13 protein-coding genes are annotated in these 14,826 nt (G+C 70.4%); 6 read left to right on the plus strand and 7 right to left on the minus strand.

All coding sequences use genetic code 11. The annotated features are described in order from the left end of the window. Positions 1-3: 3 nt before the first annotated feature. Positions 4-777, minus strand: coding sequence for a glutaminyl-peptide cyclotransferase (locus ATK36_RS20380; protein WP_098512993.1), 774 nt, complete (start codon positions 775-777; stop codon positions 4-6). A 51-nt stretch (positions 778-828) separates the two neighbouring features. Between ATK36_RS20380 and ATK36_RS33660 the strand changes: the two genes are divergently transcribed. Together ATK36_RS33660 and ATK36_RS20390 are read left to right on the plus strand one after the other, a co-directional pair. After that, positions 829-2,685, plus strand: a complete 1,857-nt coding sequence (locus ATK36_RS33660; protein ID WP_245914928.1) for a DUF3027 domain-containing protein — start codon at positions 829-831, stop codon at positions 2,683-2,685. Then, positions 2,682-5,474 (plus strand): sacsin N-terminal ATP-binding-like domain-containing protein, encoded by a 2,793-nt coding sequence (locus ATK36_RS20390; protein WP_098512994.1) that lies wholly within the window; start codon positions 2,682-2,684, stop codon positions 5,472-5,474. The genes ATK36_RS33660 and ATK36_RS20390 overlap by 4 nt, the downstream gene beginning before the upstream one ends. 116 nt (positions 5,475-5,590) lie before the next feature. On the opposite strand, the gene ATK36_RS20395 is transcribed toward ATK36_RS20390, so the two are convergent. Continuing rightward, the gene (locus tag ATK36_RS20395; RefSeq protein ID WP_098515040.1) at positions 5,591-5,818 is read right to left on the minus strand and encodes a DUF2530 domain-containing protein; all 228 of its coding nucleotides are present in this window, start codon (positions 5,816-5,818) and stop codon (positions 5,591-5,593) included. A gap of 238 nt (positions 5,819-6,056) precedes the next feature. On the opposite strand from ATK36_RS20395, the gene ATK36_RS20400 reads away from it, so the two are divergent. Both ATK36_RS20400 and ATK36_RS20405 read left to right on the plus strand, forming a co-directional pair. After that, positions 6,057-6,488, plus strand: coding sequence for a MarR family winged helix-turn-helix transcriptional regulator (locus ATK36_RS20400; RefSeq protein WP_098512995.1), 432 nt, complete (start codon positions 6,057-6,059; stop codon positions 6,486-6,488). A 143-nt stretch (positions 6,489-6,631) separates the two neighbouring features. Beyond that, positions 6,632-7,882, plus strand: a complete 1,251-nt coding sequence (locus ATK36_RS20405) for an MFS transporter (protein WP_098512996.1) — start codon at positions 6,632-6,634, stop codon at positions 7,880-7,882. 208 nt (positions 7,883-8,090) lie between these two features. On the opposite strand, the gene ATK36_RS20410 is transcribed toward ATK36_RS20405, so the two are convergent. The 5 genes from ATK36_RS20410 to ATK36_RS20430 all read right to left on the minus strand — a co-directional run bounded on the left by ATK36_RS20410 (position 8,091) and on the right by ATK36_RS20430 (position 12,702). After that, entirely contained in the window at positions 8,091-8,903 is an 813-nt protein-coding gene (locus tag ATK36_RS20410; RefSeq protein WP_098512997.1) for an arylamine N-acetyltransferase family protein, read from the minus strand. A gap of 98 nt (positions 8,904-9,001) precedes the next feature. Further along, positions 9,002-9,625 carry a superoxide dismutase gene (locus tag ATK36_RS20415; RefSeq protein ID WP_098512998.1) on the minus strand — a complete coding sequence of 208 codons (624 nt, stop codon included), beginning with the start codon at positions 9,623-9,625 and terminating at the stop codon, positions 9,002-9,004. Between the two features lie 175 nt (positions 9,626-9,800). Further along, a complete protein-coding gene (locus tag ATK36_RS20420) occupies positions 9,801-10,466 on the minus strand; it encodes a biliverdin-producing heme oxygenase (protein WP_098512999.1) in 666 nt (221 codons plus the stop codon). 84 nt (positions 10,467-10,550) lie between these two features. Then, positions 10,551-11,156, minus strand: a complete 606-nt coding sequence (locus ATK36_RS20425) for a TetR/AcrR family transcriptional regulator (RefSeq protein WP_098515041.1) — start codon at positions 11,154-11,156, stop codon at positions 10,551-10,553. A 49-nt stretch (positions 11,157-11,205) separates the two neighbouring features. Next, on the minus strand, positions 11,206-12,702 hold the full coding sequence (locus ATK36_RS20430; protein WP_098513000.1) for a glutamate-cysteine ligase family protein: 1,497 nt from the start codon (positions 12,700-12,702) through the stop codon (positions 11,206-11,208). 215 nt (positions 12,703-12,917) lie between these two features. Here ATK36_RS20430 and ATK36_RS20435 point away from each other — a divergent pair, with 215 nt between their 5' ends. Together ATK36_RS20435 and ATK36_RS20440 are read left to right on the plus strand one after the other, a co-directional pair. Then, complete coding sequence (locus ATK36_RS20435) at positions 12,918-13,724, plus strand: TrmH family RNA methyltransferase (protein ID WP_098513001.1); 807 nt, start codon at positions 12,918-12,920, stop codon at positions 13,722-13,724. 505 nt (positions 13,725-14,229) lie between these two features. Beyond that, positions 14,230-14,820 (plus strand): DUF2537 domain-containing protein, encoded by a 591-nt coding sequence (locus tag ATK36_RS20440; RefSeq protein WP_098513002.1) that lies wholly within the window; start codon positions 14,230-14,232, stop codon positions 14,818-14,820. Positions 14,821-14,826 lie beyond the last annotated feature (6 nt).

Here is a 14,826-nt window from a genome sequence, read left to right on the forward strand (position 1 = left end):
CGCTCACGTGCCGGTTTGCTGATTTTCCGGGAGGAACTTCACGCGGAAAGCCGTTGGCCACAGCTTCCCGGTGAGCAGGAACTCGTCCGTGCCCGGGATGGCGGCGATACCGTTGAGCACGTCTTCGTCGGGGTTGACCGGGGTGCGCAGCCGGCTCGCGTCGATCCGCCCGGTGATCCGCCCGGTGGCGGCGTCGATGCGGAGAATGGTGCCGGTTCGCCAGACGTTCGCATACACCGTGTCACCAACGCAGTCGAGTTCGTTGAGCTGGTCTTGGCCGACCTCGACGGAGCCGGTCACCGCAAACGTTTGCGGGTCACGGAACGTCAGCTCCGCCGACCCGTTGCTCATGACCAGCCGGCCGTTGGGCTGGTGACACAGGCCCCAGCCTTCGCCCTCGTAGGAGACCCGGCGCAGCTCGGCGAGCGTCTTCGAGTCGCGTTCGATGGCCACACCGTCCTGCCAGGTCAGCTGCCACAGCGTCGGGCCGAGCACGGTGATGCCCTCGGCGAACAGCGGCGACGGCAGCGCCGCCTGTGCGACCGGCTGCCCGCCTGCCGGCCCGTAGGTCAGCGCGGAGCGGCCGGCCAGGCCGCGGCTTTCGTACAGCGTGCTGCCGGAGAATTCGAGGCCTTCGGTGAACGCGGTGGGGTCGTGCGGCAGCGTCCCGAGGACCTCGGCCGTCAGCTGTTCGGGTGGGGCGGGCGCGGCCTGCGTACCGGCACAACCGCCGAGCATCGCGATGGCCAGCAGCGGCAGGACGTTCCGGGTGCGCACGAGGAACAGCCTGGCACGGGTGCCGCGGATGCGTGCGGCACAATTGGGGGTATGACGCTGCTGTTGACCCTGGACGACGGCTCTCTCCACCGGAAGCTGGCCGAGGCCGGCGATGTCGCGCGGGCAGCCGTGCTGGCGGACGCGCCGGCTGATCAGGTCGGCGAGTACGTCGGCATGGAGCGGGAAGACGCCGTTTCGGCGAGCCACCTGTTCGAGGCCGCGGTGCCCGGGTACCACGGCTGGCGCTGGTCGGTCACGGTCGCGGTGGCCGGTCCCGGCGAACCGGTCACGGTGAGCGAGCTGTGCCTGCGCCCCGGCCCGGCGGCGCTGGTGGCGCCCCCCTGGGTGCCTTGGGACAAGCGTGTGCGGGCCGGCGACCTCGGGGTCGGCGATCTGTTCCCGACCGGCAAGGACGACCCGCGGATCGTGCCCGGGTACCTCGAGTCGGACGACCCGGCGGTGGAGGAGGCGGCACTGGACGCGGGCCTCGGCCGGGTGCACGTGCTGTCCCGGCCCGGCCGGCTGGACGCCGCCGCCCGCTGGCACGGCGGTGAGTTCGGCCCCCGCTCCGACATGGCCCGCAGCGCCCCCGCGACCTGCGGGACCTGCGGCTTCTTCGTCCCGCTCGCCGGTTCTCTGCGCGCTGCCTTCGGCGCCTGCGCGAACGACATCGCGCCCGCCGACGGCCACGTCGTGGACGTCCAGTACGGCTGCGGCGCCCATTCGGAGATCGAGGTCGAGGTCACCTCGTCGGTCCCGGTGGCCGAGCTGGTGTACGACGATTCGCTGATCGACTTCAGCCCTGCTCCGGCTCCGGCCGGGGAGTCGGTTGCGGAGCGCGGGCCGGAAGGGGCTGCCGGGGGTGCTACGGAGGCTGCCGGGGCTCCCGGGGCCACTGCGTCGGCTGTGCCTGCTGCGGGCGAAGTGCCTGGAGTTGTGGCCGGGGTTCCGGTGGGTGACATCGAAGCGCCTGCGACCGGGAAGCCGTCGGCGGCTGACGAGGCTCCGGTGGCTGAGACGCCGGTTCGTGAGCCTGAGGTACGCGTGGCTGGTGAGACATCTGTTGCCGGTGCGGAGTCCGGTGCTGGCGAGGCGTCCTCGGCTGCAGCTGAGACGTCGGCGCGCGGCGTTGAGGTGCCTGCGGTCGATGACACTGCCGAAGCGCCTGCGGCCGGTGTGCCGGGGGATGCCACTGAGGCGCCGGTGATGACTGGTGGGCGGACTGAGGTCGTTGATCAGACCCTCGAGGCTGAGTCGGTTGCGGAGCCCGGCGATGCCGAGGGTGCCGCAGTGGCGGAGACCCCCCGCGGTGCCGAGGAAACCGGGGTGGCGGCGGAGTCTGGCGGTGCCGAGGGCGCCGCGATGACAGAGACGCATCGCGGTGCCGGGGATGCTGTGGTGGTGTCTGGTGGTGCCGGGGAAGCCTTGGCGGCGGAGGCGCCCCGTCGTGCCGGGGAAGCCGCGACGGCGGAGGCGCCCCTCGGTGCCGAGGAAATCTCGGCGGCGGTGGAGTCCGGCGGTGCAGCGGAAGTTTCCGTAGCGGAGGGATCCGGTGTCGCCGAGGACGTCTCGGTGGCGGTGGAATCCAGCGGTGCTGGGGAGGCTTCAGCGGCGAAATCCGGCGAAGCGGGCGAAGTACCTGCCGAATCCGCAGCGGCCGAGGCCGGGCAAGGCGTCGGCGCGCCGGAGGGTGGCGGGCGCGGGTCGCAGGGCGGCGAGGGCACCTCCGGGCAAGGTGTGCACGCGTCTGCGGGCGCGGAGAGCGGGGGCGTATCCGAGAGCAGCGCCCCTGCGGGCAGGCCGGACAGCGGTGACGTGGCTACCGGTTCCGAGGGCGCCTCGGCGGGTGGCGGCGTGTCCGAAGTGGAGCGTGCGCCGGACGCTTCCGGTGACGACGCCGCCCGGTGAGCGGGGCTGATCCGTTCGGGACGGAGCGGTTGCGGGCGGCCGTACTGGCGGCCTGGCGGGATTCGCCGACGCGGTTCACCGAGGACGCCAATGCCGAGCGGGACCTGAGGGTCGGCGCTTACCGGGATCGGCTGTTCGTCGAGCTGGCGCAGAACGCGGCCGACGCGGCGCAGGCCGCGGGGGTGCCGGGGCGGATTCGGGTGTCCGTTGTGGACGGTGAGCTGCGGTTCGCCAACACCGGGGCGCCGCTGGACGCGCGTGGGGTCGAGTCGCTGGCCTCGTTGCGGGCGTCCGGAAAGGATCGGCTCGCGGCGGTCGGACGGTTCGGGATCGGGTTCGCTGCGGTGTGCACGGTGACCGACGAGCCGCGAGTGGTCTCGACCACTGGCGCGGTCGGGTTTTCCGCGCGCCGCACTCGGGAGGAGTCCGGCCGGGACGGGGACGTGCCGGTGCTGCGGCTTCCGTTTCCCCTCGAGGAAGAGCCGCCTGCCGGGTACGACACGGAGATCCGGCTTCCGCTGCGCGAGCCGGCACCGGCGCTGCTTGACGAACTCGCCGGAGAGATCGGCGATCTGCTGCTCGCTCTTCCGTGGCTCGCCGAGGCCGAAGTGGACGGTCGCGTGTGGACCAGATCGGGTGCGGAGACAGTACGGATCAGTGGTCCGCGCGGAGTGGAACACTGGCTGACCCACGGTCCGTGGGCGGTGCCGGTGGACGACGACGGAATCCCGCGTCCCCGCACGGAAGACGTCCTGCATGCGCCGACTCCCACGGACGAAGGGCTTTCTCTGCCTGCCCGGTTGATCGCGGCGGTGCCGCTGGAACCGTCGCGGCGCCGGGTGCTGCCCGGGCTGGAACTCGATGTAGCCCTGCGCAAGGCGGCTGGTGAGTACGTCGGTCTGGTCCGCGCGGTGGCGCCGGAGCAGCGGTTCACCTTGGTGCCTGCGGCCGGGTTCCCCAAATCCACTGTGGACGCCGAGCTTGGCGAGCTGGTCGTCGCGAAGCTTGCCGAGGAGCCCTGGCTGACCACTGTGGACGGAGAGCTGGTATCCGGCCGTCAGGCCAGGATGCTCGACGTAGACCTGCCGGGGTTGCCCGGGTTGCTTGCCGGCATGGTGCCGGGCCTGGTCGCCGCGCCGCCGTCGGTTCTCCGTTCGCTGAAACCGATTTCCGTGCAGGCGTGGGGAATCGGTGACGCGCTGGAGCTGCTGACCGGAATCAATCGTGAACCGGAGTGGTGGCGCAAGGTCTACGCGGTGCTCGCCGAGGGAGTGGAGAGTCATGCGCTCGCGCCGGCGCAGCTCGAAGGTCTGCCGGTGCCGCTGTCCGATGGGCGTACTCTTCCTGGCGTACGTGGTGCGCTGCTGGTCGAAGGCAGTGGAGAACTACTCGAACTTCTGTCCGATGTAGACGTTCCGGGGCTGCGCCTGGTGCATCCGGACGCCGCGCACCCGTTGCTGGAACGGCTGGGCGTCAAGCATGCCGACGCGAAGCAGTTTCTCGAATCGGAACAGCTGCAGTACGCGGTGGAAAACAGTGTCACCGACGTTCAGTCCGGTTTGGACGGAATGGTGCTGGCCGGCGCGGTCCTCCGGCTCATCGCCGATTCCGGTGACCAGGCGCCATCTTGGGCGGGTGCGCTCGCACTGCCCACTGAGGACGGTTGGCGCCGTGCGGACGAGGTAGTGCTGCCCGCCTCCCCGTTGCTCGACGTGTTCGACCCCGAGGTGTTCGAATCCGAGGGAGCGCTTTCCGTGCTGGACGAGGAATTCGCCGGGGACTGGCCATCCGGCACGCTCGTGGCCACGGGGGTGCTCGATTCGTTCGCCGTGGTCCGTGACGAGGAGCCGCACGAGCCGGACCACGATTTGCCGGACGAGGACCTGTGGTGGGAAGCCACCGAACCGGCCACCGTCGTCGCGGTGCGAGATCTCGACCTGGTCGCCGACGACGCTTGGCCCGCCGCGCTGCGATTGATGGCCGCACGCCCCGAGACCTGGCAGGCGCTGCACACCCCGGACGGGCACGCGGCGTGGTGGCTCGCCCGGTATGCGCTGTTGGCCGGAGAACCGCCGAGCGCCTGGCGGATGCCTTCGGCCACCGGGCTGTCCGGCCTGTACGACGTGGTCCCGGATCTCGGCCTCACCGACGATCTGCTGCTCGTCGCCGGGGTGCGGACCGGACTCGAACTGGCCACCCCCGAGGAAGTCACCGACCTGCTCGACCGCCTCGGCGACCCGGCCCGCACCCTCGCGCCCGGCCTGATCGCCCGCGCGCACGCCGCTTTGGTCGCGTCGCCGGTCGACGTGGCCGACCTCGACGCCCCGGCCCGGGTCCGGGCCGCGGACGGCACGGTGACCGAGGAAGCCGTGGTGCTCGACGCGCCGTGGTTCGCTGCCGCGCTTGAACCCGGCCGGATGGTGGTCGCCCCGCAGGATCCGGACCGGCTGGCCGAGCTGCTCGACTTGCCCCTCGCGAGTGGCCTGCCGGCCGAGGTGGCCGGCGAGGGTGAATACGTGGCGTGGGCCGACCTGCCCGCCCTCGGGCTCGTCGCCGACCTGCTCGGCCTGCCCCTGCCCGACGGCGGGCTGATCCTGCACGACCCGCTGACCGTGACCGTCGACGGCGTCCGCCACGAAGTCCCCTGGTGGTCCGACGATCGCCTGCACGCCGCGGACACCTCGGAAGGCCTGGCCAGAGCATTCGCCTCGGCGAGTGATCGATGGGCCGACCGCTACCGGATCACCGTCCTGCTGGAGGACCCGGCACCGCACACGCTGCTGAACTGAACCGGCGGTGGAGTTTCGGGCCGGGTTGAACGGAGCTGAAACCGGCCACCGCGATTCCGCAGGACGTGCGTGCTGACCGGAATGCGGGGAGCCGGACTGAGCAGAACCGGCCCGAGCTAGACGCGCTGAGCCGACTTCGAACCGCGCCGAGCCGCTGCGCGCTGCCAGAAGATGATGCCGAAGCCGATCAGCCCGAGCACCACGCCGGCGAGCGCGGTCTGTACCCACACCCCGTGTGTGACGAAGAACAGCACGATCAGCGCGCCGAGCCAGAGCGTGGTCCCTACCATCACCACCGGGGTCAGGTCGGTCAGCCGCTTGGGCAGCTCCGGCGTGTGCCGCAACGAGTCCGTAGCGTCCGGGGCGCCGGTCGGTTCATCCACAGCTGCAGCCTACCCGGCCCGGCGGTGAAGCAGGCAGGGAAACGGCGGAGGCTCGGCAGGCGCACCCGTCGAGATGGATGATCGCGGTGGCGTTCGTCGCCTGCTTCGCGGTCGGCCCGATTCCGTCCGTGTTGTCCTGACCACGGCGGATCCACTCACTCGCGGAGGATCTCCGCTGTTCGTGAGGTATGCTAACTATATGTCCGGCGATCCGCACGAGCGCTCCCTGGCGAGCCGCCTGCGCCTCGCAGTGGTCCGGCTCAACCGCCGGCTGCGGGCACAACGGGTGGGCGACGACGTCTCGCTGACGCAGATCGCCGCGCTGTCCACCCTGTACAAATGCGGTCCGCTGACCCCGGGTCAGCTGGCCGCGAAGGAAGGCGTCCAGCCGCCCTCGATGACGAGGGTGATCGCCGCGCTCGAGGCCAAGGGCTTCGTCGAGCGCCGCCCGCATCCGACCGACGGCCGGCAGGCCATCGTCGAACTCTCCGAGGGCGGGCTGGCCTACGTGCGCGAGGCCATCTCCGTGCGGGAGGCGTGGCTGGACCGGCAATTGGCCGAACTGGGTGCGGACGAGCGCGAAGTCCTCGCCCGGGCCGCGGAGATCATCGACAGGATGGCGGGGAACTAGCCCAGGTGACCACGACGGGTAGCGAAACAGGACGTCCGGCCGAAACCAACGCTACCCGGGAGGCGGCACCGCCGTCCGCGCCACCAGGCCACGCCCGGCCTGCCGAACCACCGGATCCCGCGTCCCAGACCCGCCGCCAGGGCATGTTCTCCTCGCTGCGGGTGCGCAACTACCGGCTGTTCTTCAGCGGCCAGGTCATCTCGAACATCGGCACCTGGATGCAGCGCATCGCCCAGGACTGGCTGGTGTTCACCCTCTCCGGCAACAACCCGGTGGCGCTCGGCATCGCGGTCGCCTGTCAGTTCACGCCGACGCTGCTGCTGTCGCTGTGGGCCGGGGTGCTGGCCGACCGGGTCGACAAGCGGCGCCTGCTGATGATCATTCAGTCGGCGAACTGCGTGCAGGCCGTGCTGCTCGGCGTGCTCGACCTGGCCGGGGTGGCGCAGCTGTGGCACGTGTACGTGCTGTGTGTGCTGCTCGGCATCACCTCCGCGATGGAGGTGCCGACGCGGCAGTCGTTCGTGGCCGAGATGGTCGGTCGCGACCAGGTGGCCAACGCGGTGGCGCTGAACTCCTCGATCTTCAACATGGCGCGCATCGTCGGGCCGGCGATCGCCGGGTTCGCGATCACCTGGGTGGGCACCGGCTGGCTGTTCATCGCCAACGCGGCCAGCACCGTCGCGGTGATCAGCGGGCTCGCGCTGATGAATCCGGCGAAGCTGTTCCGCGGCCCGGCCGTGCCGCGGGGGAAGGGGCAGCTGCGCGAGGGCCTGAGCTACGTGCGCCGCCGCCCGGATCTGATCACCGTGATGGTGCTGATGTTCTTCGTCAGCACGTTCGGGATCACCTACTTCACCTCGCTGCCGATCGTCGCCGCGAATGTGTTCCACACCGAGGCCGACGGCTACGGCCTGCTGTCCACGCTCGTCGCGGTCGGGACGTTCACCGGCGCGCTGGCCTCGGCCCGGCGGGGGACCAGGGGCCGTCCGCGGGTGCGGCTGCTGGTGGTGTCCGGCGCGCTGCTCGGCCTGTTCGAGGTCATCACCGCGTTCATGCCGACCTACCTCGCCTTCGGCATCGGCCTGATCCCGCTCGGCTTCGCCACGATCACCTTCCTGAACACGGCGAACACCCTGGTGCAGACGTCCGTGTCGCCGGAGATGCGTGGTCGCGTGATGGGCCTCTACGTGCTCGTGCTGATCGGCGGCAACCCGATCGGCGGCCCGATGACCGGCTGGATGGCCGAGACCTTCGGCGGCCGCTCGCCGTTCTACCTCGGCGGTGGGCTCTCGCTGATCGCCGCGGTGGTCTGTGCGCTGGTGCTGATCCGCCGCGGCGGGGTCCGGCTCCCGGTGCGTCGCTTCCGCACGGAACCTCGCATCCTCCGCCGCTGAACGGCTGTGAAGGGGCCCTTCACGGACTCTGAGTCCGTGAAGGGCCCCTTCACAGCTTTGGTCGATCACCGACTTGCGCGGGTGTATGAGGTTAGGCTAACCTCATACACGTCCGCTTCGTGGTGGGAGCGGCAGTCAGTTCGGGAACGGACGGAGCCCCGCACCTGGGAACCCAGGTGCGGGGCTCCGTTCATGCACGGGTGCCGGGTCAGGACGGGTTCATGGTCGGGTTCGGCGCCGGGGCCGTCAAGGGGTGCTCGCCGGGTGGTACCGGCAGCCGGATGAGCCGGATGCCGAAGTAGACGCGGTAGGCCAGCCGCACCGCCTGCTCGCCGGGCAGGTCCAGTTCGTGCCGCTCGCCCTCGACGGTCTCGATCAGGCGAGTGCCGGACAGGGTCACGCGGCCCTGCGCCGTCAGGCGGGAGCAGGTGAGGTTCTGCGTGAAGTGCGAATCCGGCGAGGTCGACTGCCACCAGGCCATCGGGAGGAAGTCGGACAGCCGGCGCGGGCGGCGTTCCAGCCGGTACAGGAGCTGACCGTCCTGGAGCACGTCCACGTCGCCGTGCTCGGCGTCGAGCAGCAGGTACTCGCACTCGCCGTCCGGCTGTGGTTCCACCGCGGACAGCCGCAGCGGCTGCTTGCTGAACCGGCCGAAGCCGACGTCGGCCAGCCACAGTTCGCCGTCGAGCTGGACGAGCACGCAGGCGTGGTCCAGCGGCGGCCCGGGTGTCCCGTCGGGGCCGTAGACCTGGGCCGCGTGCAGAGTCGCCTCGAACCCGAGCGCCCGCAGCAGCGCGGCGAACAGGCCGTTCAGCTCGTAGCAGAACCCGCCCCGGCGGCGGAGCACGATCTTGTCGAACAGTGCGGCCTCGGTGAGTTCGATCGTCTCGCCGAGGTGCACGCTCAGATTTTCGAAGGGGACCCGGGTCAGGTGTCGCTCCTGCAGCACGCGCAGGGCGGCCAGGTCGGCCACGGCGGGCACCGGCAGGTCCAGGCGGGCGAGGTAGGCGTCGACATCCATGGGCCCACTCTCACACCTTGAGCGCACTGGAGGTCAAGCGAAATACGAACGGGGCCCCTCCGGTGCGGAGGAACCCCGTTCGGTGAAAGTGCTGTGCTTCAGCCCAGCAGCAGGCCGTTGCCGCCGGCCACGGCGTTCTCGAACCGCTTGCTGATCTCGGCCCAGTTGAAGATGTTCCAGAGGGCCTTGACGTAGTCCGGCTTCACGTTCTTGTAGTCCAGGTAGAACGCGTGCTCCCACACGTCGACCAGCAGGATCGGCGTGGTCGGCAGGATCAGGTTGTTGTGGTGGTCGCGCAGCTGCTGGGTGATCAGCGTCTTGCCGATCGGGTCCCAGGACAGCGCACCCCAGCCGTTGCCCTGAATCGTGGTGGAGACCGCGGTGAACTGGGCCTTGAACTTGTCGAACGAGCCGAACGCCTCGTCGATCGCGGCGGCCAGCTCACCGGTCGGCTTGTCGCCGCCTTCCGGGGACAGGATCTTCCACCAGATCACGTGGTTGGCGTGCCCGGCCAGGTTGAACGCCAGCGTGGTCTCCAGGCCGACGATCGAGCCGAAGTCGTTCGCCTCGCGCGCGGCCGCGATCTTGTCCAGGGTGTCGTTCGCGCCCTTGACGTAGGTCGCGTGGTGCTTGCTGTGGTGCAGCTCGTTGATCTCGCCCGAGATGTGCGGCGCGAGGGCGCCGTAGTCGTAGTCGAGTTCGGGCAGCTCGTAGCGGGCCATTGGCCCTCCTAACTGTCTTCGACGCAAGTTCGTACAGTCGAACCTAGTAGCACACCGGTGTTCCCGGCGAACGGGGGCGACGTCGTGGGACAAGGTCGGCTTACCCGGGCGCGGGTGGTGTGAAACCGAGCCTCATACCTCCACTCGGCTCGAGGTCAACGGTCTGTGACCCGGTTCATGGACCGGTCAGCCGCAGCTCGGCGGCCAGTTCGTCGAAGACGGCGATGTTGTGTTCGAACGCCACGGTGCTCTCGCCGATCACCCGTGCGTGATCCTGCTCGCTCCACGGCGCCTGGTCCAGCTTCGCCCGGTACCGGTCGCGGAACGCGGGCGCGCTGCCGATCAGGTCGAAGTGGTAGAAGCGCACGCCCTCCTCGGCGAGGTCGAACTTCTTCTCCAGCAGCCGCCGGATGGCCTGGCCGCCGGCGATGTCGCCGAGGTAGCGGGTGTAGTGGTGGGCCACGTAGCCGCCGGCCCAGCCGGCGGCCTCGGCGATCCGCGCGGTGTAGGCCTCGGTGGCCGGCAGCGGCCGGATCGTGTCGCGCCAGTCCGGGCCGACCAGGTGGCCGAGGTCCCGTTCCAGCGAAGGCAGCCGGCGCAGCTCGTCGAACACGAACTCGCGGCCGATCGCGTCCGCGGCCATCATGTCGCTGGCGCGCTCGATCGCCCGGTAGATGAAGTAGTACTGGACGGCCAGCCGGGTGTAGCCGGCCAGTGGCAGCTCCCCGCCGAACAGGGCGCTCATGTACCGGGAATGGTTGGCCCGCTGGTGCACCGGCCAGGTGGAGGCGCGCAGGCGCTGGGAGAACGGGGATGCGTCGACGTCTGCGGTCACCTGCATGGCGGCCCCTCCGGCGGTCGATCTGACATGTTGTCAGAAAGACTGTAGGCCGGAATCCCGGCTTAGGCTAGCCTAAATCGGGGATCAGCCGGGAAATTCCACCGAGCCGATCGCCTGCCGCACGAACCGGATCGCGGTGTCGATCACCTCGGCCAGCCGGCCGGGGGGCACGTCGATCACCTGACGGCTGCCCAGCGCGGCGGTGATCATGGGGATCACCACGTCCACATCCTGGGCGGGCCAGCTGCCCGCGTCGACCCCGGCGAGCAGCACCGTCCGCAGCACTCCGGTGATCGGATCGCCGTGCGCGCTGATCCGCCGGTAGGCCGACGGGGCGAGTGCGGATTCCAGCGCGGTGCCCGGCGGCAGGTGATGCTCGGCGAGCACGCGCAACTGCAACCGGACGAACGCGGCCAGCTGCGCGACCGGGTCCGTCTCCGCTTCCACGGCCTCGCGCAGCCGCTCGACGTACCGCGCCGACTCGTCCTCGACGAACGCGACGAGCAGGCTTTCCTTGTCCGGAAAGTGGTTGTACAACGCACTCCGGCCGACGCCCGCCGCCGCGGCCACGCCGGACAGCGTGATCGCGTCGAACCCGCGCTCGTAGAGCTGAACGCGCAGCACCTCGAACACCCGCGTGCGCACCTCACGGCGGTGCGCTTCGAGCGAACCGCCGAGCACCTTGGGCATCCGGGTCACCCCCCTTCCGGAGACACTGTAGGGGAAGGGTCGCGGTGGTTCAGTCCGCGAGCGGCCAGGTGTGCACCGGCTCGCCGAGCTCCGACAGTTCCAGGTATCGGCCGAGCATCCGGTTCAGCGCGGTGTCCCGGTCGGCGCCGCGGGCTTCGGCGCGCTGGACGTACTCCCGTTGCCAGCTCGCGCCGTTGCGCCTGGCGAGGCACCGGCGTTCGATGATGCCGAGGTAACGCACGCGTGCCTCGTCGGAGACGTCGGAGCGGCGCAGCCCCTCGTGTGCCAGCGGGAGCAGCACGCGCAGGGCCAGCTCGTCCGGCGGCACCCAGCCGATGCCCGGCCAGTACAGCTGCGCGTCGAAGCCGTTGCGTGCGCCCGAGTACAGATTCTCTTCCGCGGCTTGGAAGGACATCTGCGTCCAGATCGGGCGCTCCTCCTCGGCGAGCGCGCGTTGCGCGCCGTAGAAGAACGCGGCGTTCGCGACCACGTCGGCCACCGTCGGCCCGGCGGGCAGCACGCGGTTCTCCACCCGCAGGTGCGGCAGGCCGTCGACCACGTCGTAGACCGGCCGGTTCCAGCGCCAGATCGTGCCGTTGTGCATGCGCAGCTCGGAAAGCCGGGGCGCCTGCCCGGATTCCAGGGTTTCGAGCGGATCCTCGGTGTCGGTTTCCGGCAGCAGGCCGGGGAAGTAGCGGACGTTTTCCTCGAACAGGTCGAAGATCGAGGTGATCCAGCGCTCGCCGAACCAGACCCGCGGCCGCACGCCCTGGTTCTTCAGCTCCTCGGGCCGGGTGTCGGTGGCCTGCTGGAACAACGGGATCCGGGTTTCGTGCCACAATGCCTTGCCCAGCAGGAAAGGCGAGTTCGCGGCGAGCGCGATCTGGGCGCCCGCCAGGCATTGCGCGGCGTTCCAGTGCGCGGCGAACTCCTCGGGAGCCACCTGCAGGTGCAGCTGCACCGAGGTGCAGGCGGCTTCCGGAAGAATGGATTCCGCATAGCTGCGCAGGCGTTCCGGCTGCGCGCCGGGTAGCGCGGCGCCGTCCATCACCAGCGCCATCCGCTCACCGCGGGCGGCGAAGATCTCGTCATTGAGTGTCGAGTAACGGGCCTTGTTGGTGAGCCATTTCTGGTCGAAGTGCTCCTGCCCGAGCGTGGGCAGGATGCCGATCATGGCCAGCGTGACGCCGGTGCCGCCCGCCGTGCCCGCCGCCTTGCCGAGGTAGGCGTGCAGATCATTTTCCAGCTGCAGCGCTGAATCCCCGGCCAGCGGCCGCGGCGGCACGTTCAGTTCCAGGTTGTGCTGACCGAGTTCGGTGGTGAACGAGGGATCGTCCAATGCGTCCAGTACCGCCGAGTTGCTCATCGACGGGCGCAGCCGCTGGTCCACCAGATTCAGCTCCACCTCGAGACCGATATTCTTGCGAGGGAAGGAAAAACTGCCATCGGTGAGCATGCGGGCGAGGGTGTCCAGACACCGTTGCACCTTGCGGCGGTACCGGCCGCGGTCGAGAAGGCGAGGAGTGGCCGATAGATCCGTACCCATGTGTGACGCGCTCCTAGGCTGCTGTCCGCGGATGTTCCTGGGCGGGACTGCCAGGCCGACCACGGTTGCACAGCGCGTACGCCGGGGCTAGCGGCCAAACTGGTGCTCTCTGTCACGGCGGGTTGACCGTCCGCGAAAATCCGCCGTTCGTACCACCGCGTGCGAGACATTCGGACCAGCCGGCACCGCTGTGCGCGGATGGGACACTGTCCGTTGTGGCTGAACTGATCTTCACCGACGACCGCAAGCATCCGGGGCTGGACGATTTCCGCGACCTGTCCACAGCGGACCGACGCCCGGACCGCCCCGGCGGACGGGGCCTGGTGATTGCCGAGGGCACGGTCGTGGTCGGCAGGCTGCTCGCGTCGCGCTACCCGGTGCGGGCGCTGCTCGGCGTCGAACGCCGGATCCGGGAGCTGGAAGACGATCTTGCCCCGCTGGCCGTGCCGGCGTACGTGACCTCCGCGGAGACGATGGCCGACGTGGTGGGCTTCCATCTCAACCGCGGGGTGCTCGCGGTGGCGGACCGGCCGTCGCCGCCCGGGGTGGCCGAAGTCGTGGAGCACGCGGAAGTGCTTGCTGTGCTGGAAGGTGTGGGCGATCACGAGAACCTCGGCGCGCTCTTCCGCAACGCGGCCGCGCTCGGCGTGGACGGGGTGCTGCTCGGCCCCGGCTGTTCCGATCCGCTCTACCGGCGCAGCGTGCGCGTCTCGATGGGGCACGTGCTGCGCGTGCCGTTCGCGACCTTCGACAGCTGGCCCGGCGGGCTGAAGGTACTGCGCGATCATGGTTTCCGGGTGGCCGCGCTCACCCCTCGGCCGGAGTCGGTGCCACTGCGCGGCCTGCGGTCGAAGGCGCCCGGCCCGATCGCGTTGATGCTCGGCGCGGAGGGACCGGGCCTGAGCGAGGAGGCGATCGCGGCGGCCGATCTCGCCGTGCGGGTCGAGATGGTGTCCGGGGTCGATTCGCTGAACGTGGCCACCGCGGCGGCCGTAGCCTTCCACGAGGTGACCACGGGCTGAACGGTGCTTTGCCGTGGTCGGTGCCTTCACCACCCTGGTGTTTTGGGGGCGCTGGAGTCCGTGAAGGGTCCCTTCACAGCCGCAGAGTCTGTGAAGGGCCCCTTCACGGACCTCCACACCGACTTTGCCGACACCCTGGCCCCAGAGTCCAGGGTTCCGGCAAAGTTGGTCGGGGACCCGGCAGCGGCCGATGCGGAGGTGTGTGCGACCCCCTCGTGGCGTGTGCCGGGCCGGTTTCGGGTCTGTGAAGGGGCCCTTCACAGATCTCCGCGGACCTCCACACCGGCTTTGCCGACACCCTGGCCCCAGAAGTCCGTGAAGGGCCCCTTCACGGACTCAGAGTCTGTGAAGGGCCCCTTCACAGACCGCCGCACCGCCGCACCGCCGCACCGCCGCACCGCCACACCGGCACACCGGCATTCCGACGCGACCCACCTTCCGACCTGCCTCTGTCGAGCGGCCCCACTAAGCTGTCCGGCGACGATTCCCGGCGCGGAAGGACACCATGGAGCTGCGGATCCGGGGCGATCGCGCGGTGCTCGCCGGGCCTGGCGGGGCAGACCTCCGGGAGATCGATCCGGGGCGGCTCGCGATCGGTGCCGATCTTGCGCAGGCGCTGCACGAGTGGGCGCGGGTCGCGTCCGCGGTGGCCCGGGCCGAGCCGGGGATGGACGCCGCCCGCGCGGTGGTCACCCAGCGCGGGCGTCAGCTCGCCGCGCGGCTGGCCGCGGTACTGGGCACCCCGGTGCGGTTCGCCGATCCGGTGACCGGGGCCGAGATCGTGGTCGAGCCGCCACCCCGTCCGCCGATGGTGCGCCGCCCTCCCCGTCGCCGCGAGCCGACGCCGTGGTTCACCGGGCTGACGGTCTCGTTGTTCTCCGCGGTCGTGGTCGTGGTCGGCATGCTCGCGCTCGCCGGCACGCTCGCCCGTGAGACGAACGGCTGGCTCGCCACCGTGGCCGCGCTCGTGGTGACCGCTGGTGTCGCGCCCTCGCTGTGGCTCGGCCGTCGCGTGCTGATCCTGCGCTGGGCCGTGTTCGGCGCGGCCGGCGGGCTCGTGCTGGCCTGGGCCGGGGTGCTGGCGACGGTGCTCTGAGCCAAC

This window comes from Amycolatopsis sulphurea (genome assembly GCF_002564045.1).
GTDB lineage: Bacteria > Actinomycetota > Actinomycetes > Mycobacteriales > Pseudonocardiaceae > Amycolatopsis > Amycolatopsis sulphurea.